Source organism: Streptomyces spinosisporus, assembly GCF_022698145.1.
Classification (GTDB): Bacteria; Actinomycetota; Actinomycetes; order Streptomycetales; family Streptomycetaceae; genus Streptomyces; species Streptomyces spinosisporus.
Genome location: NZ_JALDAX010000002.1, coordinates 404,144 through 426,667, shown reverse-complemented (window position 1 = coordinate 426,667; position 22,524 = coordinate 404,144). Strand labels below are relative to the sequence as shown.

The window sequence follows — 22,524 nt, the reverse complement described above, 5'->3', positions numbered from 1 at the left end:
GCGTGGCATTAGCGCGCATCGGCCCGTGCGGAGCAACCGAATTCCGGCTGCGCGCGTGGGCCGACGATCGTCCGCAGCATGGTCGCGCCCGCGGCGACGGCGGCGAGATACAGCACCGCGGCCACGGCGGGGTTCTCCGGCGGCCCGTCGGCCGAGTGCGCCACCGCCACCGCCAGCGTCAACGGCAGCTTCCAGCCGCACCACGCGAACAGCGAGCCCGAGCCGAGCCAGGCCGTCGCGAGCAGCAGCGGCCGGGGCAGGGACAGGGCGGCCGGGTGCGGCCGGGTCAGCAGCCGTACGGCCGCGGCCCCGGCGAGCGCCCAGAACGCGCCGACGCCGCACAGCAGACGCCCGTCGGTGTCCTGCGAGGCCGGGTGCGAGATCCCGAGGGTTCCGCCGGCGGCCCAGTACAGCCAGACCAGACCGACGACGGCCGACACGGCAACTGCCGCTCCGGTGGCCCGGGTTGCGCCGGTGCGGGCCCCCGTGCCGTGCCCGGCGAACGCCTGCGGCCAGCGGCGCCGCAGATACGCGGGCAGCGCGACGGCCAGACCCAGGCCCATCCCCACAAAGCTGAACTGCACCAGCGCCGCCTCCCAGCCGGGCATCGCGGGATCACCGCTCGTGCCGCTCCCGCCGCCCCCACCGCTCCCTCCGCTCCCGGAGTGGTGCGCGGCGTCGAGCACCGTACTGAGCACGGCGTACGGCAGGATCGAGACCAGGAAGCCCGAGCCGGTCCACGCGCAGAACGCCACCACCCGCCCCGGTATCCGCATGCCCCAGGGCCGGACGAGCGCCAGGGCCAGGGCGATGCCGATCGCCGCCATGCCGACGGTCACCGTGTTCAGCAGCACCCACCCGGCCGTGCTGAAGCCCTTGCCGACCGGCAGCACGCCGAGCAGGGCGCCGATCACCCAGGAGACCTTGATCAGCAAGTACGGCGTCAGGGCCAGCGCGGCGCCGTAGGCCGCGCACCGCCCGATCCGATCCCAGCGTTCCACCCGGACTGCCCTCCTCTGAACGGGAGTTCAAGGCTCAAGCACGCCCTCATGCCCGCGCATCCACCGCGGGAGCCGTTCGCTCCCGGTCGCTTCCGCCGTGCGGCGGAGGCCCCTCTCGTCCTGCGGGACGCCCGTTGTTCCCCGCCGCCTTCCCGGGGCTTCATGTGCCGGAGCGCCGGGAGTCGGGACGGCCGTTTGAGATGGTGGGCGCACAGGGCCACCGCACCTTGTCCCACCGGCCATCGCCGCGAGCCGTGAGGAAGCCATGCATCAGCGTGCTGTCACCAGACCCGCCCGAGGCACCGCCCGTACCAGCGCAACCGCCCGTCCCCGAGCAACCGCCCGCATCAGCGCAACCGCCCGAATCCGCGCGGCCGTCGGTGCCGCAGCCGTACTCGCGGCCGTCGTTCCCTGTCTCGCCCCGACCGCGGCGCAGGCCGCCCCCGCGCACTTCGCGACCGACGTGCAGTGGTCGACCGAGACGCTCGCCCCCGGCGTACAGGTGCGCACCGGCACCGTCCGCCACCCCGGCGTCCGGCACACCTGGACGGTCACCGTCCAGGCCCCGGCCACCAGCCGGCTGACCGGCGCGAGGACCTGGGCCGAGGTCTCCACACGGAGCTGGGCCGGCACGACGGCGCAGCAGCTGCGCGACGCGGGCTTCGAGCCGCGCGTGGAGAGCGTCCGCTGGCCCGGCTACTCCGACACCCCGCACGGCGTGATGGGCTACCGGGTCCGGGTCGGCTCGTATGCCGCCCAGTCCGACGCCCAGCCCACGGCGACGGCGATCACCTCGGCCGGCTTCCACACCGCCGTCGCCTGGACCGGCTACGACGTCCAGCAGCCCGCCGACCGCGAGAACATCCATGTCGCGGTGATCGACCCGCGCCGGTTCCAGGGCACCGTCGAGGGCACCCACGACGGCGACGTCGCCCAGCGCGAGACCACGTCCTCGGTCGCCGCAAAGCTGCACTCGCTGGTCGCTGTCAACGGCGGCTTCTTCGTGACCTCGGACGCCGACGGCGTCCAGGGCACCATGTCCGCGCTCGGCGCCTACGACGGCCGGCTGGGCTCCATGGCGGTCGGCTCACGGGCCGCGCTCGTCCTCGGCGACGGCGGCCGGCACGTCCGCGTGGCCGACCTGACCACCACCGTCACCGCCCGCGCGGGCCGTTCCTCGTACGCGATCCAGGGCATCAACCGCGTCCCCTCGCTCGTCCGCGACTGCGGCCGTCCCGGCGCCACGCCCAGCGAGCTGCCCTGGCAGGACGTCACCTGCCGGCTCACCGACGACCTGGTGCAGTTCACGCCCCTGTTCGGCGCCGCCCTGCCCACCGGAGCCGGTGTCCAGGCCGTACTGGACCGGTCCGGCCGGGTCGTCTCGGTCGGTGCGCGCGGCGGACGGGTGCCCGCTGGCGGGCGCGTCCTGCAGGGCATCGGCACCGCCGCCGACTGGCTGACCGCCAACGCCCGCGTCGGCAGGCGCGTCACCGTCGACGAGACCGTCCGCGACAGTGCCGGCCGCCGTGTCGCGCTCGACCGCGACGACTCCGTCGTGAGCGCCGCCCCCACCCTGGTGAAGGACGGCCGTATCGACATCGACGCGGCCGCCGAGGGCGTGGTCGACCCCCAGGACCTCTCCTTCGGCTACGCCTGGGCCAACTCCCGCCAGCCGCGCACCATGGCGGGCATCGACCGGCGGGGCCGGCTGATCCTGGCCACCGTCGACGGCCGCCGCACCGGGGGCAGCGAGGGCTTCACCCTGTACGAGGCCGCCGACTTCATGCGCTCCCTCGGGGCCGTACAGGCCCTGAACCTGGACGGCGGCGGCTCCACCACGATGGCCCTGCGCGGAGCCCTCGCCAACAACCCCTCGGACGCGGCGGGCGAGCGCCCGGTCGGCGACACCGTCCAGGTGATCCCGGCCCGCACCGACTGAACGGGCCGCCCCACGGGCTCCGGCGCACTCGCCGCATCCGGGTCTGTCCCCCGTGCGAGCTACGCGCAGGTGTCCACCGAGCGGTGACGATCTCCGGGCGCCGGATCCCTAGCGTTCTGGTCAGCCGCGGCGCTCCGGTCCGCGGATCTGACGGAGGGGATTTCCATGAGGCTGGTCTGGCAACTCGTAGCCGTCGCGGCGGTCGCGTTCATCGGCGGTCAGGGTGCCGCAGCGGTCGAGGACAACGCGGCGCTCTCGCTGATCGTGGGCGCGCTGACCGCGGTGCTCTCGGTGCTCGTCTACCGGTGGGTGGTACGGCGCACCGAGCACCGCCCGGTCACCGAGCTGGCCCGGGACGGCGCCGGTTCCGCGACCGGCCGGGGCGCGCTGCTCGGTGCGGCACTGTTCGGGGCGATCATCGTGAACCTCGCCCTGCTGGGGGACTACGACGTCCACGGCGTGGGCTCGGTCGGCGGCGCGGTGGGGCTGATCGGCTTCATGGCCGCCGCGGCGGCGACGGAGGAACTCCTGTTCCGCGGCGTCCTGTTGAGGCTCGTGGAAGAACGCTTCGGCACCTGGATCGCGCTGACGTCGACCGGCCTGCTCTTCGGCCTGATGCACCTGTTCAACCCGGACGCCACCGTGTGGGGCGCCCTCGCCATCGCGATCGAGGCCGGCGGCATGCTGGGCGCCGCGTACGTCGCCACCCGCAGTCTGTGGCTGCCGATCGGCCTGCACTTCGGCTGGAACTTCGCCGAGTCGGGTCTCTTCAGCACCGAGGTCTCCGGCAACGACACCAGGCAGGGACTGCTGGACGCCACCATGTCGGGCTCCAAGCTGCTCACCGGAGGCGAGTTCGGCCCGGAGGCCGGCCTGTACGCGGTCGTGTTCGGGCTGCTGACGACGATCGTGTTCCTGCGGCTGGCCCGGCGGCGCGGCCACCTGGTGCCAAGTCGGCGCAAGGCCGGGCGGGTTGACGCGACCGCTACCCTTTCCCGGTGATCGCTCTTCGGAGGTTCCCGGACCTGTGGCGTCGGCTGGACGTCACGGTCCGGGACCTCCCGCTCGGGGCGCTGCTCTTCGCCGTGTCGTTCCTGCCGGCACTCCAGCGGCACGGCACCCAGCTCGGCGGGGTGCCGGACCGCCCGTTCGACGCGGGCGCGGCCGTGGCCGCCGCCCTCGAATGCCTTCCGCTCGCCCTGCGCCGGCGGTGGCCGTTCCTCTGCCTCGCCCTGGTGTCGATCGGCTTCGCCGCCGACCAGCTGCGCGGCTACCACCTGGTCGAGGGCACCTCACTGCTGTTCGCGCTGGTGAGCACCGGCCTGCATCTCCAACTGCGCCGCCGCGCCGCCGCGTTGCTGTTCACGGCGGCGTACGTGGCGCTCGCCGTCGCGCTCTACCGGACCGGCACCGACGAACCGGTCAGCGAGTTCGTGACGTTCTACCTGCTGCTGGCCTTCGGCTGGGGCATGGGGGCGTGGCTGCGGGCCGGGCGGCTGGCGGAGGAGGAGCGCCGACGCCGCCTCGCCGAGGACACCCGGGCCGCCGAACGCACCCGTATCGCCCGGGAGTTGCACGACGTCGTGACCCACCATGTGACGGCGATGGTCGTGCAGGCCGAGGCGGCGCGCTATCTGACCGCCGCGCCCGACCGCCTCGACCAGGCCCTGACCGCGGTCACGGACACCGGCCGCCGCGCCATCACCGACCTGCGGCACCTGCTCGACCTGCTCAACCCCGACCACGGCACCGGGTCCGACCACGGCGCCGTATCCGACCACGAGGCCAGGACCCCGGCCGTCGGCCGCCTCCTCACACTCGTCGAGCAGACGCGCCGGGCCGGACAGCCCGTGGAGTTCGCCGAGGAGGGCACCCCGGCCGCGTCCACCGGAAGCGCCGACCTCGTGGCGTACAGGGTGGTGCAGGAGGCGCTGACCAACGCCCTCAAGTACGCCCACGGCAGCCGCACTTCCGTCCAGGTGCAGCACGGCACGAAGGAGATCACCGTGGAGGTCAGCACGGACGGCTCCGGTTCGCCGACCGGTTCCCCGGGCGGCAGCGGACGGGGACTCGCGGGCCTGCGCGAACGGGTCGACGTCCTGGGCGGCGACTTCACCGCCCACCCGCGCACGGGCGGAGGGTTCGTCGTACGGGCGCGGATACCTGCGGGGAGCGGGCTGTGACGACGGCGGGGGAGCAGGTCGGGGCCGCGCCCATCCGGGTTCTGGTCTGCGACGACCAGATACTGGTCCGCACCGGGCTGGTGACGATCATCGACGCCCAGCCCGACCTCGAGGTGGCGGGCGAGTGCGGGGACGGGCAGAGCGCCGTCGACCTCGCCCGCCGGCTCCGAGCGGACGTCGTGGTGATGGACGTACGCATGCCCGTGCTCGACGGCATCGAGGCCACCCGCCTGCTGGCGGGCGCCGGTGTGGACGACCCCGTCAAGGTCCTCGTCGTGACGACGTTCAACCTGGACGAGTACGTCTACGAGGCGCTGCGCGCGGGCGCCAGCGGTTTCCTCCTCAAGGACGCACCCCCGGCCCAACTCCTGCACGGCATCCGCACCGTGGCGACGGGCGCGGCCCTGCTGGCCCCCGAGGTGACGCGCCGGCTGGTCGGCAGGTACGCCGCCCGGATCCGCCCCACCGGGGGCACCCCGCACGACATCCCGCTGACCCCCCGCGAGCTGGAGGTCCTGCGTCTCATCGCCGACGGCCTCTCCAACAGCGAGATCGCGGGGGCGCTCGTGATCAGCCAGGAGACGGTCAAGACGTTCGTCTCCCGCATCCTCACCAAACTGAGCCTGCGCGACCGGGTCCAGGCCGTCGTGTACGCGTACCGCAACGGCCTGGTCACCTGACACCGGTTCCGGACTGGTGGTGAACTGACCCTGGCGGGTGCTCAGTTGTGTGCTCCGTCGGCCAGGAAGGCGGTCAGGCTGTCGAGGAGCATGGTGCTGCCCTGCTCGGACATGTCGCGCTCCTCGGCGGTGTCGCAGGTCTGGTGGACCACGATCCGCGTGTGCTGCTTGTCGTCCTCGTCCAGCTCGACGGTCATGGCCGCGGGCTCGGCCTTGCCGGGTACGTCCATGCCGACCACCAGCAGACGGGGCTCGGCGACCTGGAGGTAGGAGCCCGTCAGCGGGAACTGGCCGCCGTCGGGCGTGACCATGGTGGCCTTCCACGCCCCGCCGGGCCGTACGTCCATCTCGACGGAGCCTTCGGCGGCGTAGGCCCACTGGGCGTACTGCTCGGGGGTGGTCCATGCCTGCCACACCTTCGCGGCGGGGGCGTCGAGCGTGCGGGTCAGCTCGTAGGAGAAGCCGTCGGCCGGGGTGGTCTGTTCGTTGCTCATGATGCGTCTCCTCGTTCTCGTGTCCGAGTTCTCGTGTCCGATCGGAACTGTCGAACGGGTAGACGCCGGCGGGCGCGAAGACTCATCGGTCCACCGCGTCGCGGCACGCAACTGTTCGGGACCGGCAGGAGTCTAGGGAGCGCAGAGCCGTACTCCTGGTTGACATCCCGTGAACACCGTCCGTCCGCCCGCGTCCCGACAGAGGTCCCCCCATGCCGATACCCCCGCACCACCGTCGCGCCTCTCGTGCCGCTGTTGCCGCCCTCGGCGCCGCCGGTCTGATCGCGCTGGCCGCGGCCCCCGCCGCCGTCGCCGACGAGCCCGCACCCGACCTGGTCGTGGGAGGCGCCGAGGCGATCGACGGGCTGAAGCCGGGGAGCGGCTTCGATGTGTCGGCCACCGTGGCGAACAGGAGCACCGTGACCGCCGAGAAGGTGTGGGTCTCCTACTCCGTCACCCGGGGGCTCGACTTCGCGGAGGTCCCCTCCAACTGCCTGGTGCAGAACGTCCGGCCCTACGACGAGATGCCGGAGCGGTGGACGGCGGTGTGCGCCTTCGACCAGGCGGTGGAGAAGGGCGTCGTCTACACGACCGACAGACCCCTGCACGTCACGGCTCGGGACCGCGCGCTCAACGAACAGCTGCGCCTGCGGGTCAATTTCGGCGATCCCGGGGCCGACGAGAACGGCACCGTACCGGTGGCGGGAACCGCCCCGGCGGTCAGGCTGGTCGAGGGGCAGGCCGGGAGCGAGGGGTCCAGAGAGGTCGTCGACGTGCCCGTCACCGCCGTCAACACGGCCGACTACCAGGTGACCGGCGACGCCCTGCAGGGGCGCGTCGGTGACACGGTGACGATGAGGGCGACCTTCACCAACGCCGGGCCCGCCTGGGTCATGCCCAGGGAAGGAGACCGCGCCGTCAGCGTGAAGATCCGGCTTCCCGCCGGTACGTCGGTCATCAAGCGCGGCAACTTCTGCAGGCTCGTCAGTGGCACGAACTACAGCTGCGGCATGCGATCGCTCTACGAGGGCGCCCACGAGACGTACACCTTCCAGCTGAAGATCGACAAGCGGGTGGCGCACGCCAAGGGCTCCGTGTCGCTGAGCACCGAGCCGCGGCCGTTCGACCCCGACAAGGCCAACGACAAGGCCGTGATCTCCCTGGACGTCACGGGCGGGGAGCCGGGCGGTTCGACGGGCGGGTCGAGCGGCGGCTCGGGCGACTCGGGCGGTGCAGCCGGCGGCTCGGGGGGTTCCGCCGGTGGGTCGGGCGGCACGGGTGGCTCGGCCGGTGGCTCGGGCAGCGCGGGCGGTGGATCGGCCGGTTCGACCGGTGGCGCGTCGTCGACGGGCGGGGAGGGGACCACGACGGACGGCGGCGGCCTGGCGGCGACCGGCTCCTCCGCGCTGCCGGTCACGGGCGCGGCCGCCGCGGCGGTGGTCACCGGCGCGGGCCTGTTCGCCGTCGCGCGCCGCCGCAGCCGTACGGAATCGCCCGGACCCCTCGTGCGTTGAGCCTGGTGGGCATCGGATGCCGGTGGTGTGCGACCCGAACAGTCCGAGTGACCAGGCCGACAAGAATGGAGGGGCCGCAATGGCTGCGCAGACACAGAGGGCCGTGCTGGCGGGCGGGTGTTTCTGGGGGATGCAGGATCTGATCCGCCGGCTCCCGGGCGTGACGGCGACCCGGGTGGGATACACCGGCGGTGACGTGCCGAAAGCGACGTACCGCAACCACGGCACGCACGCGGAGGCCATCGAGATCCTCTACGACCCCGAGAAGACCGACTACCGCACGCTCCTGGAGTTCTTCTTCCAGATCCACGACCCGAGCACGAAGAACCGCCAGGGCAACGACATCGGCCTCAGCTACCGCTCGGCGATCTACTACGTGGACGACGAGCAGAAGCGGATCGCCGAGGACACGATCGCGGACGTGGACGCCTCCGGCCTGTGGCCGGGCAAGGTCGTCACCGAGGTGGAGCCGGTCGGCCCCTTCTGGGAGGCCGAGCCCGAGCACCAGGACTACCTGGAGCGCTACCCGGACGGCTACACCTGCCACTTCCCGCGCCCGGGATGGCGGCTGCCCGCCCGCGCCGAGAGCTGACGGACGGCCGGGACGGCCCGGCGGACGGCCGGCGGACGGTGGCTGCGCGTCAGTGCGGGAGCGTGGCCGGGCTGCCGCCGTTCGCCTCGTAGCCCGCCACCGCCAGCGCGCGGTACACCGCGAACTCCGCCGCCGGGTCCGGGGACAGCGTCCAGGGCAGGGCGCCGACATGACCGTCGATGTGTATCAGCTGGTTCATGGCCTCGGACCAGCGCTCGGCCCGGACCAGGAAGAAGACCAGCAGATGGCGCACGTGCGCCAGCATCGGGTCGTCCGGCCGGGCCTGGTGCACCGCGTGCAGCGCCCCGTGGATCGCCTTCGTCACGACCTCGCTCTGGTAGAACCCGCTGACCAGGTTCACCTCGGGAAGGTGCTCGAAGACACCGAACAGGGGCATGGCCGCGAGCAGCGAGCCCTGGGGGGCCCGCGCGGCCGCCGACTCCGTGAACGACGTCGCCAGCTCCCGGGAGCCGTGCCACTTCTCGCACCAGTAGTGCAGGGCGGCCAGGTGCGCGCCCATGTGCGTCGGGGCGCGGTCCAGGATCTTCAGCCACAGCTGCTCGAACTCGGCCCGGGGGTACGCCAGACCGCGGGCCACCGACAGCTCGACGATGTACGGGACCGGGTCACCGGGGGCGAGAAGGGCCGCGTCGCCGCATGCCGACCTCGCCTCCTCCATGATGATCCGGAACTCGTCCGTGCCCGGCGTCGACGTCCGCCACGCCTGCTGCACCAGGAACTCGGCGTGCACCGCCGCGCCGCCCGCGTCCTTGGGCTGCTCGGCGCGCCACACCCGCAGCCACTGCCCGCCCGGCGTCTCGCTGACCCCGCCGGGCCGCTGCTGCAGCTCCAGCGAGGCGGCGCCGGCGAAGGCCTGCACGCGCTGCCAGCGCAGCTCGCCCTCGGCCTCCGTGCCCGCCAGCAGCTGCGCGGCCGCGCGATAGTCCTGCGTGCGCTGCACCAGGTCCAGGACGTCCAGCAGGTCCTGGTCGGGGCCGGGCATGCGGACGTCCAGCTCCTCCTCGCGCACGAATCCGTAGTTCGCGGGGTCGGCGGCGTCCGGGTGGCCGGCCGGGACCTGCTCGATCATGCCCCGGCGGCGGCGCAGGAACGGGAGCAGCACGAAGCCGAGCATGACCGCCGCGATCAGGACCCAGAGAAATTCCATGACACAAGCGTTCCAGACGCCACCGACAATTGGCCAACCCGGTTCGCGACCTGTGGACAACTCGGCCGGCCGACCGTGGACAACTCGGCCGGCCGACCGTGGACGACCGGGCCGGTGACCTGTGGACGAAGGCCGGCGACCGTGCCGTCCGACACCCGCCGCCCGGGCGCACTACCCTCGGTGCCCATGAGCGACAGGCACATCAGTCAGCACTTCGAGACCCTCGCGATCCACGCGGGCAACACCGCCGATCCCCTGACCGGCGCGGTCGTCCCGCCGATCTACCAGGTCTCGACCTACAAGCAGGACGGCGTCGGCGGCCTGCGCGGGGGCTACGAGTACAGCCGTAGCGCCAACCCGACCAGGACCGCCCTGGAGGAGAATCTCGCAGCCCTCGAAGGCGGTCGCCGCGGACTCGCGTTCGCGTCCGGACTGGCGGCCGAGGACTGCCTGTTGCGTACGCTGCTCAGCCCCGGCGACCACGTGGTCATCCCGAACGACGCGTACGGCGGCACGTTCCGCCTGTTCGCGAAGGTCGTCGCCCGGTGGGGGGTGGAGTGGTCGGTCGCCGACACCAGCGATCCCTCCGCCGTACGGGCCGCCCTCACCCCGAAGACCAAGGCCGTGTGGGTGGAGACCCCCTCCAACCCGCTGCTCGGCATCACCGACATCGCGGCGGTCGCCCAGGTCGCCCGGGACGCGGGCGCCCGGCTCGTCGTCGACAACACCTTCGCCACGCCGTACCTGCAGCAGCCGCTGTCGCTCGGCGCGGACGTCGTCGTGCACTCGCTGACCAAGTACATGGGCGGCCACTCCGACGTCGTCGGCGGTGCGCTGGTCGTCGCCGACGAGGCGCTCGGCGAGGAGCTGGCGTTCCACCAGAACGCGATGGGCGCGGTCGCCGGCCCCTTCGACTCGTGGCTGGTGCTGCGCGGCACGAAGACCCTGTCGGTGCGCATGGACCGGCACAGCGAGAACGCCACCAGGGTCGCCGACATGCTCACCCGGCACGCGCGCGTGACGAGCGTGCTGTACCCGGGCCTGCCCGAGCACCCCGGTCACGAGGTCGCCGCCAAGCAGATGCGGGCCTTCGGCGGCATGGTGTCGTTCCGGGTCGAGGGCGGTGAGGAGGCGGCCGTCGAGGTCTGCAACCGCGCCAAGGTGTTCACCCTCGGCGAGTCCCTGGGCGGCGTCGAGTCCCTGATCGAGCACCCGGGACGCATGACGCACGCGTCCGCGGCCGGCTCGGCCCTGGAGGTACCCGCCGATCTTGTACGGCTCTCCGTGGGCATCGAGAACGTCGACGACCTCCTTCAGGACCTGCAGCAGGCGCTCGGCTAGCCGGGCACCGCGCTCACCAGCCCGTGTACGGGGGAGTCGTCTGCGAGGGCGGCTCCACCCACGGGCGGGCCGTCATGGCCCAGACGAAGAACGCCACGCACGCGGCGCACAGCACCAGCCACATCAGCCGGCGGGTGAGCGTCCTGCGGCGCAGCCTGCGGGCCCCGCGGCGCAGCACGTCCCCGTACAGCTCCGGCGGCACCTGCGGCGGCACCCGCTCCATGATCCGCCGCGCGGCGGCCTCGCGTTCGGCCCGGTTCATGCCCGCCTCCCCGTCCGCGCCCGCCTCATGACGGCGCCACCTTCGGCTTCGCGACCGCCGCTGCGGGGCCGCGCGGCGGATGCAGCAGTGTGGTCGTGGCCCGGTCGCAGATCGCCCGGACGCGTTCGGCGGGCAGCCCGAGCAGCGCGGCCGTCTGCTCCTCGGCGACCCCCTCGTAGAGCCTGAGGACGAGGATCAGGCGCTCCTGGGGCGCGAGCCGGGCCAGCGGGCTGTCGGGGTGCGCACGGGAGCGGCCGAAGCCGCCGTACTGATGCCATGCCGCGCGCGCGAAGCGGTTGGCCAGGTACTGGCGGGTGCGGTCGTACGGGTCCTCGCCGCGCAGCCGGTCCCAGCAGGCGTACGTGTGCGTGAGGGCGAGCGTCAGCAGACGCCGCGCGCGCGGGTTGTGATCCGGTGCCTCCGCGGTGAGCAGCGTGGCGGCATGCAGCAGCCGCCCTGCCGCGCCCGCGACGAACGCCTCGAACTCCCGGGCCCGACGGGCGGCTTGGGACTCCTGCCGTTGTCGCACCGCGCCTCCCGCCCTGCCGGCGACCCAGCCGAAACGGGCACCCGGCCGTGAACGGGATGACGAACCGTGTACGGCAGGGACCCGATCTCATATGAGGCCAGGCGCACCCCGTCGGTCAAGAGCCGGGCGGCACGCGCGCGTACAAGTCGGCGAGGTACGTGCGCGGACGGCTGCCTACGAGGCGTCCGGCTCGTCCGTGACGGGCACGCCCTGCGCCGACATCCGGGAGGAGAGCGCGACATTGAAGCGCGTCAGGAGCGTGCAGAAGGCCTCACGCTCCTCCGGCTCCCAGTCCTGCGTCAGCTCGGCCATGAGGCGGCGCCTGGACGAGCGCACCTCCTCCAGCCGGGCGAGCCCGCGCGGGGACAGCTGAAGGACCACCGCGCGTCCGTCCTCGGGGTGCGAGGTGCGCTTGACGAGACCGGTGTCGACGAGCGGCGCCACCTGTCGGGTGACCGTGGAGGAGTCGATGCCCATGCTCGCCGCGAGGGCCTTCACGCCCATCGGGCCCTCTTTGTCGAGGCGGTTGAGCAGCAGGTATGCGGCGCGGTCCATGGAGTTGCGCACCTGCCCGACCCCTCCGAGCCGGGTCTGTTCGGCACGGCGGGCGAAGACCGCCACCTCGTGCTGCAGCGTGTCGAGAAGACCGGTGTCACCGACGGTCGTCATGTCCATCGACATTTCAGGTGTTGTGGGCATGGCCGGAGGCTCACTTCATGAAGGGGCTGCTGGAATGGGGGACAGAGTACGCGGCCGGGGGGCGGGCCGTACCGGCGCTGCGCAAACCAGTCTCGGAGGTTGGTCACAGTGCCCCCGTGCGGCTGTGAACTGCGATGCTTGAGTCATGAGCTACAGCACGGCTGACTCCTTGCGGCCCGTGACCCTCGACGACGTACGGGGCGCCCAGAAGATGCTCTCGGGCGTGGCGCGGGTGACCTCGATGGAGGGCAGCAGGCATCTGTCCCGGCTGGTGGGCGCGCCGGTGCACTTCAAGTGCGAGAACCTGCAGCGGACGGGGTCGTTCAAGCTGCGCGGCGCCTATGTGCGGATCGCCGGGCTGCTGCCCGAGGAGCGGGCCGCCGGGGTCGTGGCGGCGAGCGCCGGCAACCACGCGCAGGGGGTCGCCCTCGCGTCCTCGCTGCTCGGCGTGCGGTCGACGGTGTTCATGCCGATGGGCGCACCGCTGCCGAAGATCAGCGCCACGCGCGAGTACGGCGCCGACGTGCGCCTGCACGGACAGGTGGTCGACGAGACGCTGGCGGCGGCCCAGGAGTACGCGGCCGAGACCGGCGCGGTGTTCATCCACCCCTTCGACCATCCCGACGTCATCGCGGGCCAGGGCACGGTCGGGCTGGAGATCCTGGAGCAGTGCCCGGAGGTGCGCACGATCGTCGTCGGCGTGGGCGGGGGAGGCCTGGCGGCCGGTATCGCGGTCGCGGTGAAGGCGCTTCGGCCGGACGTGCGGATCGTGGGTGTGCAGGCGGCGGGCTCCGCGGCGTATCCGCCCTCGATCGCGGCCGGGCGCCCGGTGTCCGTGGAGAACCCGGCGACCATGGCGGACGGCATCAAGGTCGGCCGGCCCGGCGACGTGCCGTTCGGCATCATCCGCGACCTGATGGACGAGGTCCGCACGGTCTCCGAGGACGAGCTGTCCGCCGCGCTGCTGCTGTGCCTGGAGCGGGCCAAGCTCGTCGTCGAACCGGCCGGTGCGAGCCCGGTGGCGGCGCTGCAGAGCGAGCCGGGAGCCTTCGAGGGCCCGGTGGTGGCGGTGCTGTCCGGCGGCAACGTCGACCCGTTGCTGATGCAGCGCGTCCTGCGCCACGGCATGGCGGCGCAGGGCCGCTACCTGGCCGTGCGGCTGCGGCTGACGGACCGGCCGGGAGCCCTCGCCACACTTCTCGGGGTGTTGTCAGTGGTGGACGCTAACGTCCTCGATGTGAGTCACGTACGGACCGATCCACGGCTCGGGCTCACGGAGGCAGAGGTCGAGCTGCACCTGGAGACGAAGGGACCGGAGCACTGCGCCGAGGTCGGCCGTGCCCTGCGCGAGGCGGGTCACACGGTCATCGGCTGAGGCGCCGGGCGCCCGGAAGAAGCGGAACGCCCAGCTCAGGGGTTCTTCGTCACTCGACCGAGTAAATCCGTTGTGAGACGCGATACATCGCGTTACGGTGTGTCCCGCGGTCGCCTGTCACGTCATCCGTCAGGCGGAGCGAAACGTACAAATCTAGGCTTTCCGAAGAATCCCCGACGACGTGGAGACTCACATGCCAGGCGCCATCTATGCCGAAGGCCTGGTCAAGACCTTCGGCGACGTAAGGGCTCTGGACGGCGTCGACCTCGATGTCCCCGAGGGCACCGTGCTGGGCCTGCTCGGACCGAACGGCGCGGGCAAGACGACCGCGGTCCGCTGTCTGACCACGCTGCTGCAGCCCGACAGCGGCAAAGCGGTCGTGGCCGGCCTCGACGTTCTCAAGCAGCCCAACGAGGTGCGGCGTTCCATCGGCCTGTCCGGCCAGTTCGCGGCGGTCGACGAATATCTGACCGGCCGCGAGAACCTCCAGATGGTCGGCCAGCTGTATCAGATGAAGGCGAAGGCCGCGAAGGCCAGGGCCGCGGAGCTGCTGGACCAGTTCGACCTCGCGGACGCCGCCGACCGTCCCGCGAAGACCTACTCCGGAGGCATGCGCCGCCGGCTCGACCTGGCGGCCGCCCTGGTCGTCTCGCCGCCCGTGATGTTCATGGACGAGCCGACCACCGGCCTCGACCCGCGCAACCGCCAGCTTTTGTGGGACGTCATCAAGCGGCTCGTCTCCGGCGGTACGACCCTGCTGCTGACCACGCAGTATCTGGAGGAGGCCGACCACCTCGCGCACGACATCGTGGTCGTCGACCACGGCCATGTCATCGCCCGCGGCACCTCCGACGAGCTCAAGGCCCGCACCGGCGGCGAGCGCGTCGAGGTCGTGGTGCACGAGCGCGAGCACATCGCGACCGCCGGCGAGGTCCTGACCGGGTTCGGCAAGGGGGAGCTCACCGTCGAGGAGCACACCCGCAAGCTCACCGTGCCCGTCACCGGCGGCGCCAAGCTGCTGGCCGAGGTCATCCGCGAGCTGGACGTCCGCGGCATCGAGATAGACGACATCGGGCTGCGCCGCCCGACCCTCGACGACGTCTTCCTCTCCCTGACCGGCCATGTGGCCGAGGTCAAGGAAGAGGACAACGGCGCGCCGGAAAAGGCGGCGGCCAAGGACCGCCGGCACAAGAAGGAGGCAGCCAAGTGAGCGCCGTCACGGACGCCGTCCGGGTCGCACCGAGCGGAAACCCCCTCGGTCAGTCCTTCCGCGACTCGATGGTCGTCGCGAAGCGCAATCTGATCCGGATGTCCCGCATCCCGGAGATGATCATCTACGGCCTGATCCAGCCGATCATGTTCGTGGTGCTCTTCACCTACGTCTTCGGCGGTTCCATGCAGATCGGCGGCAGCACCAGCGCCACCGACTACAAGAACTTCCTGATGGCGGGCATCTTCGCGCAGACCGTCACCTTCGCCACCGCGAGCTCGGGGGCCGGTATCGCGGACGACATGCACAAGGGCCTCATCGACCGGTTCCGCTCGCTGCCCATGGCACGCGGTGCGGTGCTCACCGGGCGCACGCTCGCCGACCTGGTGCAGACGGCGCTGACCCTGGTCGTCCTCGCCGTGGTCGCCGTACTGGTCGGCTGGCGCGTCGGATCGAACGGCGACACCAACGCCGCGAAGGTAATAGCCTCGTTCGGCCTGCTGCTCCTGCTCGGCTATGCGTTCACCTGGATCGGTGCCCTCATCGGCATGTCTGTCCGAACCCCCGAGGCGGCCACCTCCAGCGGACTGATCTGGCTCTTCCCGGTGACGTTCATCTCGAACGCGTTCGTGGACACCAGCCATATGACCCCGTGGCTGCGTCACATCGCCGAGTGGAACCCCTTCAGCGCCACCGTGCAGGCCGCCCGGGTGCTCTTCGCCAACCCCGGTCAGTCGCAGTCCGAGGCCTGGCCGATGCAGCATCCGGTGTGGGCCTCGCTGATCTACTCGGCCCTGATCATCGTCGTCTTCAGGACGCTGGCGGTGCGCAAGTACCGCTCGGCGACGGCATGACCCGGTGACGACGACGCCCCCGACGTCATCGGACGCCGGGGGCGGGTCGAGGGCGCGCGGGCCGGGGATCCGGCCGGGCGGCACAGGTCAGCCGTTGTAGGGCTCGGCCTTGAGGATCTTCACGGAGGCCTTCTTGCCGTTCGGCAGCTCGTACTCCGCGTCCTCGCCGACCTTGTGGCCGATCACGCCGGAGCCCAGGGGGGACTGCGGCGAGTAGGTCTCGATGTCGGTGCTCGCGTACTCACGCGAGGCGAGCAGGAAGGTCAGTGTGTCGTCCTCGTCGCCGTCGAAGGCGATCGTGACGACCATGCCGGGCGCCACGGCGCCGTCCGCGGACGCGGGGGCCTCGCCGACCTTCGCGTTCTCCAGAAGCTGGGTCAGCTGGCGCACACGGAGCTCCTGCTTGCCCTGCTCTTCCTTGGCCGCGTGGTACCCGCCGTTCTCGCGCAGGTCCCCCTCCTCGCGCGCGGCGGCGATCTTGGCGGCGATCTCCGTGCGCGCAGGACCAGACAGGTACTCCAGCTCGGCCTTGAGCTGGTTGTACGCCTCCTGGGTCAGCCAGGTGACGTTCTCGCTGGTCTGGGTCACAGGTGCTCCTCGTAGGTACTGGGAATACAAAGCATCGCCCTACCCAGAAGGATGTTCCTTCACGGATGGGCGAAACCACGAGCCTAACAATTGTGCGGCTGAAGGGGGAGGACATAAGCCATCAGAATCACATCGACGCAGGTCAGGCCCTCTGTATTGCGGCTGCGGCCGGTGAGTGTCAGTCGGCGTGGCAGCCGAGCAGCTCCGCCGTGGTGCCCTTGGACGTCGTGCGGAGCGTGACGACCTTGTCGATGCGGGTGGCGTGCGTGTCGAAGTGGAAGTCGGCCCGGCCCACCTCGGAGCCGTTCTCCGCCTGGGAGCGGACGGTGCAGTAGCCGGTGGCGTCGGCGTCCTTGTGGACCTCCAGATGCACCTTCACCGAGTTCTGCTGCACGTCGAACGTGATCACTTCGGCGCTGATCTTGTTCTGGCCGACGTAGTGGTAGGCGAAGTAGCCGACCAGGGCGAGCAGTACCGCCGCGAGGACGGCGCCGATGATCCTGAGTTTGTGGTCGGCACGCTCGTCCGAGGAGCGGCCGTAGCGGCCCTCGGGCACCTTTGTGCTCGCCGTACTCATGATCGTCCCCTCGGAAACCGGGTCCCGGAATTTTTCGCCCCCCGGTTCGGTCACTATAGAAGCCGCCGATCGCCCCCGAAGACACCGGGGCGCCGACCTACGAGGATTGAGTCTTGACTGACCAGCTGCGACTGATGGCCGTCCACGCCCACCCCGACGACGAGTCGAGCAAGGGCGCGGCCACCATGGCGAAGTACGTGTCCGAGGGGGTGGACGTGCTGGTCGTGACCTGCACAGGCGGGGAGCGCGGTTCCATCCTCAATCCGAAGCTGCAGGGCGACAAGTACATCGAGGAGCACATCCACGAGGTACGCAAGAAGGAGATGGACGAGGCCCGGGAGATCCTCGGGGTCAGGCAGGAGTGGCTCGGCTTCGTCGACTCGGGGCTCCCCGAGGGCGACCCGCTGCCCCCGCTTCCCGGGGGCTGCTTCGCCCTGGAGGACGTCGACAAGGCGGCCGGCGAGCTGGTGAAGCAGATCCGTGCGTTCCGTCCCCAGGTGATCACCACCTATGACGAGAACGGCGGTTACCCGCACCCCGACCACATCATGACCCACAAGATCTCGATGGTGGCCTTCGAGGGCGCGGCGGACGCCGAGAAGTACCCGGAGACCGAGTTCGGCCCGGCGTACCAGCCGCAGAAGCTCTACTACAACCAGGGCTTCAACCGTCAGCGCACCGAGGCCCTGCACCACGCGCTGCTCGACCGGGGCCTGGAGTCGCCGTACGAGGACTGGCTCAAGCGCTGGAACGACTCCGAGCGCGTCGAGCGCACGCTGACCACGCACATTCCGTGCGCGGAGTTCTTCGAGATCCGCGACAAGGCGCTGATCGCGCACGCCACGCAGATCGACCCCGACGGCGGCTGGTTCAAGGTGCCGATGGAGATCCAGAAGGAGGTCTGGCCGACGGAGGAGTACGAGCTGGCGAAGTCGCTCGTGGACACCTCCCTCCCCGAGGACGACCTCTTCGCGGGCATCCGCGACAATGCCTGACATGAGTGCAAGCGTGAGCCTGGCAATGACGCACCTCGTCCCCCTCGCCAAGGAGGTGGACGAGAACAAGGTCACCCCCGGCGTTCTCGGCTTCATCGTCTTCGCGGCGATGGCCCTGGCGGTGTGGGCACTGATGAAGTCCATGAACCGGCACATGGGCAAGGTCAAGTTCAAGGAGACGTCCGAGCAGGACGCCGCCTCGGCGAGGACCTCCGCCGACTCCCGGACCGGCCAGGGCTGACGGCCGCGGGCACGGGGGTGGCCGCCGGTCAGTGACTGGCCGGTACCGCCACCCCCATCACCTCGCGCGCATGGCGGTTCGGCACCATGCCCAGGCGCCAGCCCTGCCAGCCGTCGTCCAGGTTCACCCCGCGCTCCAGCAGCAGCTGGTAGGCCTCCACGAAGTCGTCGAGCTTCTCGTCCCGCAGGGCGTGCGCGCTGCGGGAGAGCTGGCTCAGTTCCTCCTGGGCGACCGCCGTACCGATCTCCACGCCGCCGGGCGCCGCATAGGGCAGCAGCGTGCAGCGCAGGAAGCGGGCCCAGTCCTCGCCGCGCCGGTCGCCGTACGAGGTGAACAGGCCCACCGCCTCGTCGCACAGCGCCAGCCCCTGCTGGGTGCGGGCGTTGCCCGCGTCCACCACCGCCAGCTCCAGACAGGTCCAGGCCTCGCCGTGGGCCACGCCGATGCGCTGGAAGTCGGCCCGCGCGTCGACCAGCAGCTGACGGGCGAAGCCGGAGTTCCTGAGCGAGCCCGTCTGGGCCGCCCGCTGGTCGCGGGTGACCCGGGCCGAGTGATGACGGGCGCAGGCCAGGCCGTAGACGTCGCGCATCCGGGAGAACATCGTCCGGGAGCGTTCCAGCTCGCGGACCGCCTGGTCGAGATTGCCGGTCTCCTCCAGGGCCTGACCCAGGTAGTAGCCGGTCCAGGCCTCGCCGCGCGCGTCCTCGTTGTCGCGGTGTCTGGAGGCCGCCCGCCGCAGCCCGTCGACCGCCTGCGACGCATCGCCCGCCACGAGCCGGGCGCGGGCCAGCTGGGTGAGGGCCCACGCCTCGCCGCGGGCGTCACGGGTGCGGCCGTAGCGGTCGAGGGCCGCACGGAGCTCCGACTCCGCGCGCGCGACGTCGCCCATGCGCAGGACCAGCTGGCCCAGCTGGAAGTGCGCCCAGGCCTCGCCGTGCACGGACTCGCCCTCGCGGTGCAGGACCAGCGACTCGCTGAGCAGACGCAGCGCCTCCGGGACATGGCCGCGGTCCCGCTCGACCGCGGCCAGGGCGTGCATCGTCCAGGCGCGGTCCGTCGCCAGCTCCGGCGCCGCCTGGAGGTCCAGCGCCTCCCGCAGCTTGCTCGCCGCCTCGGTGAGGTTGCCCTGGTGGTGCAGGGTGATGCCGAGGGAGCACAGGGCGCGGGCGGCGCCCGCGTCGTGGTGGGCGTCCATGTACAGGTCGACCACCGACGCCAGGGTCGTACGGGCCTTGTCCAGCTCGCCGAGCTGCCGGGCCGCGATGCCCGTGCGCCACTGCACCGAGCGGACCAGCAGGCCCTGGTCGACGGCCTGCGCCAGTTCGCTGATCTCGCCCAAGCGGTACAGGTCGCCGCGCAGCAGGCAGTAGTCGCACAGCGCGCCCAGCAGGTTCAGCACCGCCGCCTGGTTCACGCCCTCCGCCTGGCGCAGCGCCGAGGTGATGAAGCTCGACTCGTCGTCCAGCCAGCGCAGCGCCTCGTCCAGGGAGGTGAAGCCGTGCGGGCTGAAGCGGTCGGAGCGGGTGGACATGTTGCCGTCGACCAGGCGCAGCACGGAGTCGGCGAGGTCGGCGTAGTTCACGATCAGCCGCTCCTGCGCGGCCGAGCGCTCGGCCGGCTCCTCCTCGTCGAGGAGACGGGCCTGGGCGAAGGCGCGCACCAGGTCGTGCAGGCGGTAGCGGCTGCCCCGTACGTGGTCGATCAGACCCGCGCGGGAGAGGGCCTCCAGGTGCCGGGTGGCCTCCGCCTCGTCCGTCGCCAGCAGCGCGGCCGCCGCGGCGGCACCGAGGGAGGCGCGGCCCGCGAGCGCGAGCCGACGCAGCAGCCGCCGTGCCGTCCCGGACTGGTCGGTGTAGCGCAGCCACAGCGCGCGCTCGATGGGCTCCACGGGGCCGTACGCCCCGAGATCCGTGGCCAGTTGGCGCGGTGAGCGCGGGCCGAGCGACGAGCCGGCGATGCTCAGCGCGAGCGGCAGCCCGCCGCACAACTCCCGGACCCGGTCGGCCGATTCGGCGTCGTAGGGGCCGGAGCTGTCCTCGGCGGCCGCCCCGAGCAGCTCCTCCGCGCCCGCCGAGTCCAGTGCCCCGACCGGCAGTTCATGGACATGGGCCTGGAGGTCGGCGGGCAGCGGGAGGGGCTCGCGGGCGGTGACCAGGACGAGGCTGTCGGAGCGCTCGGGCACGAGGGTGCGGACCTGTTCGGGGTCGGAGGCGTCGTCCAGGACGACGGTCACCGGAAGGCCCGTCAGATGCTGGTGGTACAGCTCGCCCAGCCGTTTGACCTGCTGGTCGGGGGAGGAGCGCTCACGGAACAGCAGTTGTTCGCGGGGTGCGCCGAGCCGGTTCAGCAGATGCAGCAGGGCATCGCGGGTGGACAGCGGCGGCTCCTCCGGGCTGCCGCCGCGCAGGTCCACGACGCACGCGCCGCGGAAGTAGTCCTTCAGATCGTGGGTGGCGCGCATGGCCAGGGTCGAGCGCCCGCTGCCGGGCGGCCCGTGCAGGACCACGACCGTCGGACGGGTCTCGGTGCTCGCGCGGGCCGCCTGCACCCACTGCCGGATCCGCGCCATCTCCTGCCGCCGCCCGGCGAACACGCCCGCGGGTTCGGGGAGTTGACCGAACGACTGGGCCAGCACGCTACGGCCGCGGGCCGCGGCGCTCTTGTCCGTGCCGCGCAGCTGCGGTCCCGTCTTCTTCGGGCCGGTGGACGCGGCGAGCACCCGCTGCTGGTCGAGGAACGGGCGGATGCCGCGCACCTCCAGGGCCGTCAGCCACTGCAGCCGCAGCTGTTCCGGACCGCCCGGCTGGCTCGCGGCGCCCGCCCGGTGGTGCGCGGCGGGCAGATGCGAGCCGGCCACCTTGACCACGGTCGCCGCCGCGCCCACGACGCCCACCGTCACGCCCGCGCCCAGTGCCGTGCCCGTGTCGGTGCCGAGCGCCAGGTCGGCCACGGCGGCCGTGACGGCGGCAACGGCCGCCACCAGCAGGGGAGTTCCGGAGCCCTCCTTCGCATAGCGCTGGGCGAAGGTGAGCCGGCCGGCCTCCGCCTCGTCGAGTGCGTGGGTGTAGGCCTCGTACTCCTCGGCGGCCGTCTGGGCCATCGCGTCCAGGGCGCCGCGCGAGCGGGACAGCAGCACCGTCCCGTCGGTGCGTCCGCCGGAGCGGCGTACCTCTTCCTCCACGGCCCGTGCCAACAGCCGTTCGGCGTCCGCCCGATGGCTGTCCCGCATGTCACGTCCCCCTCCGGCGGCAACTCGTACGGCTACGAGTGTCCTTCGAGTCGCGCCCGAGCGCGAGAGGGCGACGATCAACGGCGCCTGAAGTCCGCTCCGTTCACGATGCCGTGCGTGCCTCCGCTGCGGGCTTGAGCACCTCCCTGCACCAGGTGCGGAAGTCCGTCGCCGTCGGTTCGGCGTTCGCCCAGTCCGTGTCGTAGATGCCGTGGTCCTGCGCGGCGAAGGCGTCGGTCACGTCCTTGACCGCCTGGTCGGCGACCCCCTGGGAGCGGAGCAGAGACGCGTAGTCGTCGAGGGCCATACGGCGGTAGGCGACCGGATGTCCGAGTTCCTCGCTCATCACCTCGGCCATGCCGTCCGGGGTCAGCCGGTCGGGGCCGAACACGGGGAGGTTCTCCTGCCCGGTCCAGGTCAGGTCGGTGAGCAGCCCTGCGGCGACGTCGGCGATGTCCCGGGTCGCGATCGTCGCCAGCGGCTGGTCGCCCGCGCAGGTCAGATAAAACGCGTTCTGGCCTTCGACGGCGTCGAGCTGGCGGAGGAGGTTCTCCATGTAGAAGGGCATGGAGAGCGCCCGGTAGGCCGCACCGGACCCGGCGAGTTCGGCGTCCATCGCGAAGGCCGCCGACAGGACGCCGGCCGGGGTCGGCCAGCCGTGCCCGGCGCTGGAGACCCCGACGACATGGCCGACCTCGTGCCGGGCGGCGGCGGCGGCGCCCTCCCGGGCGAAGTGGACGTAGTGGGCCTCGGCGCTCGGCGCGTGAGGGTTCGGCGGGACGAGCCAGAACAGGGCGTCGGCGCCGGGGAGGGCCTTGTCGAGCACGTCCGGGTCGTCATGGGTTCCGGTGACGATCTCGACCTGCTCACGGACCCGGTCGTCCAGACGCGCGGCGTCCCGGACGACGACCCGGACGTCCTTCCCCTCATCGAGCAGCCGGCGGACCAGCCGGCTCCCGATCTGACCTGTCGGTGTCGTGACAACGATCATGACGGCCTCCGTAGAGTGAACCCATAAGATGAACCTGAACTCCGGTTCCTAATGTAAGGCGG

The 22,524-nt window shown here is 71.8% G+C and carries 22 protein-coding genes; 12 read left to right on the top strand and 10 right to left on the bottom strand.

The genetic code is table 11. The annotated features are described in order from the left end of the window. Positions 1 to 8 precede the first annotated feature (8 nt). Positions 9 to 1,001 carry a hypothetical protein gene (locus tag MQN93_RS07100; RefSeq protein WP_242708783.1) on the bottom strand — a complete coding sequence of 331 codons (993 nt, stop codon included), beginning with the start codon at positions 999 to 1,001 and terminating at the stop codon, positions 9 to 11. Positions 1,002 to 1,266: 265 nt separating this feature from the next. Between MQN93_RS07100 and MQN93_RS07095 the strand changes: the two genes are divergently transcribed. From MQN93_RS07095 to MQN93_RS07080, 4 genes are all read left to right on the top strand, one after another. Beyond that, positions 1,267 to 2,940, top strand: coding sequence for a phosphodiester glycosidase family protein (locus MQN93_RS07095; RefSeq protein ID WP_242708782.1), 1,674 nt, complete (start codon positions 1,267 to 1,269; stop codon positions 2,938 to 2,940). Between the two features lie 165 nt (positions 2,941 to 3,105). Beyond that, positions 3,106 to 3,942 (top strand): CPBP family intramembrane glutamic endopeptidase, encoded by an 837-nt coding sequence (locus MQN93_RS07090; RefSeq protein WP_242708781.1) that lies wholly within the window; start codon positions 3,106 to 3,108, stop codon positions 3,940 to 3,942. Next, positions 3,939 to 5,123: a sensor histidine kinase gene (locus MQN93_RS07085; protein WP_242708780.1), complete on the top strand. Its 1,185-nt coding sequence runs from the start codon at positions 3,939 to 3,941 to the stop codon at positions 5,121 to 5,123. Before MQN93_RS07090 ends, MQN93_RS07085 begins: the two co-directional genes overlap by 4 nt. After that, positions 5,120 to 5,803, top strand: a complete 684-nt coding sequence (locus MQN93_RS07080) for a response regulator (protein WP_242708779.1) — start codon at positions 5,120 to 5,122, stop codon at positions 5,801 to 5,803. Before MQN93_RS07085 ends, MQN93_RS07080 begins: the two co-directional genes overlap by 4 nt. Positions 5,804 to 5,844: 41 nt before the next feature. Here MQN93_RS07080 and MQN93_RS07075 read toward each other — a convergent pair whose 3' ends face one another. Next, positions 5,845 to 6,297: an SRPBCC family protein gene (locus tag MQN93_RS07075; RefSeq protein ID WP_016434883.1), complete on the bottom strand. Its 453-nt coding sequence runs from the start codon at positions 6,295 to 6,297 to the stop codon at positions 5,845 to 5,847. 212 nt (positions 6,298 to 6,509) lie between these two features. Here MQN93_RS07075 and MQN93_RS07070 point away from each other — a divergent pair, with 212 nt between their 5' ends. Together MQN93_RS07070 and msrA are read left to right on the top strand one after the other, a co-directional pair. Then, positions 6,510 to 7,811 (top strand): hypothetical protein, encoded by a 1,302-nt coding sequence (locus MQN93_RS07070; protein ID WP_242708778.1) that lies wholly within the window; start codon positions 6,510 to 6,512, stop codon positions 7,809 to 7,811. 79 nt (positions 7,812 to 7,890) lie between these two features. After that, positions 7,891 to 8,403 carry a peptide-methionine (S)-S-oxide reductase MsrA gene (gene msrA / locus MQN93_RS07065; RefSeq protein ID WP_242708777.1) on the top strand — a complete coding sequence of 171 codons (513 nt, stop codon included), beginning with the start codon at positions 7,891 to 7,893 and terminating at the stop codon, positions 8,401 to 8,403. A gap of 49 nt (positions 8,404 to 8,452) precedes the next feature. Here the strand turns inward: msrA and MQN93_RS07060 are convergent, their stop codons facing one another. Beyond that, positions 8,453 to 9,571, bottom strand: coding sequence for a hypothetical protein (locus tag MQN93_RS07060; protein ID WP_242708776.1), 1,119 nt, complete (start codon positions 9,569 to 9,571; stop codon positions 8,453 to 8,455). A gap of 186 nt (positions 9,572 to 9,757) precedes the next feature. On the opposite strand from MQN93_RS07060, the gene MQN93_RS07055 reads away from it, so the two are divergent. Beyond that, positions 9,758 to 10,912, top strand: a complete 1,155-nt coding sequence (locus MQN93_RS07055; RefSeq protein ID WP_242708775.1) for a cystathionine gamma-synthase — start codon at positions 9,758 to 9,760, stop codon at positions 10,910 to 10,912. A 13-nt stretch (positions 10,913 to 10,925) separates the two neighbouring features. On the opposite strand, the gene MQN93_RS07050 is transcribed toward MQN93_RS07055, so the two are convergent. The 3 genes from MQN93_RS07050 to MQN93_RS07040 all read right to left on the bottom strand — a co-directional run bounded on the left by MQN93_RS07050 (position 10,926) and on the right by MQN93_RS07040 (position 12,384). Continuing rightward, positions 10,926 to 11,174 (bottom strand): hypothetical protein, encoded by a 249-nt coding sequence (locus MQN93_RS07050; protein WP_016434888.1) that lies wholly within the window; start codon positions 11,172 to 11,174, stop codon positions 10,926 to 10,928. Between the two features lie 25 nt (positions 11,175 to 11,199). Then, on the bottom strand, positions 11,200 to 11,703 hold the full coding sequence (locus tag MQN93_RS07045) for a sigma factor-like helix-turn-helix DNA-binding protein (protein ID WP_016434889.1): 504 nt from the start codon (positions 11,701 to 11,703) through the stop codon (positions 11,200 to 11,202). A gap of 174 nt (positions 11,704 to 11,877) precedes the next feature. Then, positions 11,878 to 12,384, bottom strand: coding sequence for a MarR family winged helix-turn-helix transcriptional regulator (locus MQN93_RS07040; RefSeq protein ID WP_199786579.1), 507 nt, complete (start codon positions 12,382 to 12,384; stop codon positions 11,878 to 11,880). Between the two features lie 163 nt (positions 12,385 to 12,547). Here MQN93_RS07040 and ilvA point away from each other — a divergent pair, with 163 nt between their 5' ends. The 3 genes from ilvA (at position 12,548) to MQN93_RS07025 (ending at position 15,841) form a co-directional block, all read left to right on the top strand. After that, positions 12,548 to 13,777 (top strand): threonine ammonia-lyase, encoded by a 1,230-nt coding sequence (gene ilvA, locus MQN93_RS07035; protein WP_016434892.1) that lies wholly within the window; start codon positions 12,548 to 12,550, stop codon positions 13,775 to 13,777. Between the two features lie 193 nt (positions 13,778 to 13,970). Continuing rightward, positions 13,971 to 14,987 (top strand): ATP-binding cassette domain-containing protein, encoded by a 1,017-nt coding sequence (locus MQN93_RS07030; protein WP_242708774.1) that lies wholly within the window; start codon positions 13,971 to 13,973, stop codon positions 14,985 to 14,987. Further along, entirely contained in the window at positions 14,984 to 15,841 is an 858-nt protein-coding gene (locus tag MQN93_RS07025) for an ABC transporter permease (protein WP_242708773.1), read from the top strand. Before MQN93_RS07030 ends, MQN93_RS07025 begins: the two co-directional genes overlap by 4 nt. An 87-nt stretch (positions 15,842 to 15,928) precedes the next feature. Here the strand turns inward: MQN93_RS07025 and greA are convergent, their stop codons facing one another. Both greA and MQN93_RS07015 read right to left on the bottom strand, forming a co-directional pair. Continuing rightward, positions 15,929 to 16,429 (bottom strand): transcription elongation factor GreA, encoded by a 501-nt coding sequence (gene greA / locus MQN93_RS07020; RefSeq protein ID WP_016434895.1) that lies wholly within the window; start codon positions 16,427 to 16,429, stop codon positions 15,929 to 15,931. Positions 16,430 to 16,607: 178 nt separating this feature from the next. Continuing rightward, complete coding sequence (locus MQN93_RS07015) at positions 16,608 to 17,006, bottom strand: DUF4307 domain-containing protein (RefSeq protein WP_242708772.1); 399 nt, start codon at positions 17,004 to 17,006, stop codon at positions 16,608 to 16,610. 134 nt (positions 17,007 to 17,140) lie between these two features. Between MQN93_RS07015 and mca the strand changes: the two genes are divergently transcribed. Beyond that, entirely contained in the window at positions 17,141 to 18,001 is an 861-nt protein-coding gene (gene mca, locus MQN93_RS07010) for a mycothiol conjugate amidase Mca (RefSeq protein WP_242708934.1), read from the top strand. After that, positions 17,994 to 18,242 carry a hypothetical protein gene (locus MQN93_RS07005; RefSeq protein ID WP_078516631.1) on the top strand — a complete coding sequence of 83 codons (249 nt, stop codon included), beginning with the start codon at positions 17,994 to 17,996 and terminating at the stop codon, positions 18,240 to 18,242. The genes mca and MQN93_RS07005 overlap by 8 nt, the downstream gene beginning before the upstream one ends. Before the next feature lie 28 nt (positions 18,243 to 18,270). On the opposite strand, the gene MQN93_RS07000 is transcribed toward MQN93_RS07005, so the two are convergent. Then, entirely contained in the window at positions 18,271 to 21,471 is a 3,201-nt protein-coding gene (locus MQN93_RS07000; protein ID WP_016434899.1) for a tetratricopeptide repeat protein, read from the bottom strand. A 103-nt stretch (positions 21,472 to 21,574) separates the two neighbouring features. After that, positions 21,575 to 22,462 carry an NAD(P)H-binding protein gene (locus MQN93_RS06995; RefSeq protein ID WP_242708771.1) on the bottom strand — a complete coding sequence of 296 codons (888 nt, stop codon included), beginning with the start codon at positions 22,460 to 22,462 and terminating at the stop codon, positions 21,575 to 21,577. Between the last annotated feature and the right edge of the window lie 62 nt (positions 22,463 to 22,524).

Bases quoted from the DNA above. Each gene is read 5' to 3' on its own strand.
- MQN93_RS07015 (WP_242708772.1), bottom strand. From the start codon at position 17,006: ATGAGTACGGCGAGCACAAAGGTGCCCGAGGGCCGCTACGGCCGCTCC.
- msrA (WP_242708777.1), top strand. From the start codon at position 7,891: ATGGCTGCGCAGACACAGAGGGCCGTGCTGGCGGGCGGGTGTTTCTGG.
- MQN93_RS07055 (WP_242708775.1), top strand. From the start codon at position 9,758: ATGAGCGACAGGCACATCAGTCAGCACTTCGAGACCCTCGCGATCCAC.
- MQN93_RS07095 (WP_242708782.1), top strand. From the start codon at position 1,267: ATGCATCAGCGTGCTGTCACCAGACCCGCCCGAGGCACCGCCCGTACC.
- MQN93_RS06995 (WP_242708771.1), bottom strand. From the start codon at position 22,462: ATGATCGTTGTCACGACACCGACAGGTCAGATCGGGAGCCGGCTGGTC.
- ilvA (WP_016434892.1), top strand. From the start codon at position 12,548: ATGAGCTACAGCACGGCTGACTCCTTGCGGCCCGTGACCCTCGACGAC.
- MQN93_RS07060 (WP_242708776.1), bottom strand. From the start codon at position 9,571: ATGGAATTTCTCTGGGTCCTGATCGCGGCGGTCATGCTCGGCTTCGTG.
- MQN93_RS07090 (WP_242708781.1), top strand. From the start codon at position 3,106: ATGAGGCTGGTCTGGCAACTCGTAGCCGTCGCGGCGGTCGCGTTCATC.
- MQN93_RS07030 (WP_242708774.1), top strand. From the start codon at position 13,971: ATGCCAGGCGCCATCTATGCCGAAGGCCTGGTCAAGACCTTCGGCGAC.
- MQN93_RS07050 (WP_016434888.1), bottom strand. From the start codon at position 11,174: ATGAACCGGGCCGAACGCGAGGCCGCCGCGCGGCGGATCATGGAGCGG.
- mca (WP_242708934.1), top strand. From the start codon at position 17,141: ATGGCCGTCCACGCCCACCCCGACGACGAGTCGAGCAAGGGCGCGGCC.
- MQN93_RS07005 (WP_078516631.1), top strand. From the start codon at position 17,994: ATGCCTGACATGAGTGCAAGCGTGAGCCTGGCAATGACGCACCTCGTC.
- MQN93_RS07040 (WP_199786579.1), bottom strand. From the start codon at position 12,384: ATGTCGATGGACATGACGACCGTCGGTGACACCGGTCTTCTCGACACG.
- MQN93_RS07000 (WP_016434899.1), bottom strand. From the start codon at position 21,471: ATGCGGGACAGCCATCGGGCGGACGCCGAACGGCTGTTGGCACGGGCC.
- MQN93_RS07070 (WP_242708778.1), top strand. From the start codon at position 6,510: ATGCCGATACCCCCGCACCACCGTCGCGCCTCTCGTGCCGCTGTTGCC.
- MQN93_RS07075 (WP_016434883.1), bottom strand. From the start codon at position 6,297: ATGAGCAACGAACAGACCACCCCGGCCGACGGCTTCTCCTACGAGCTG.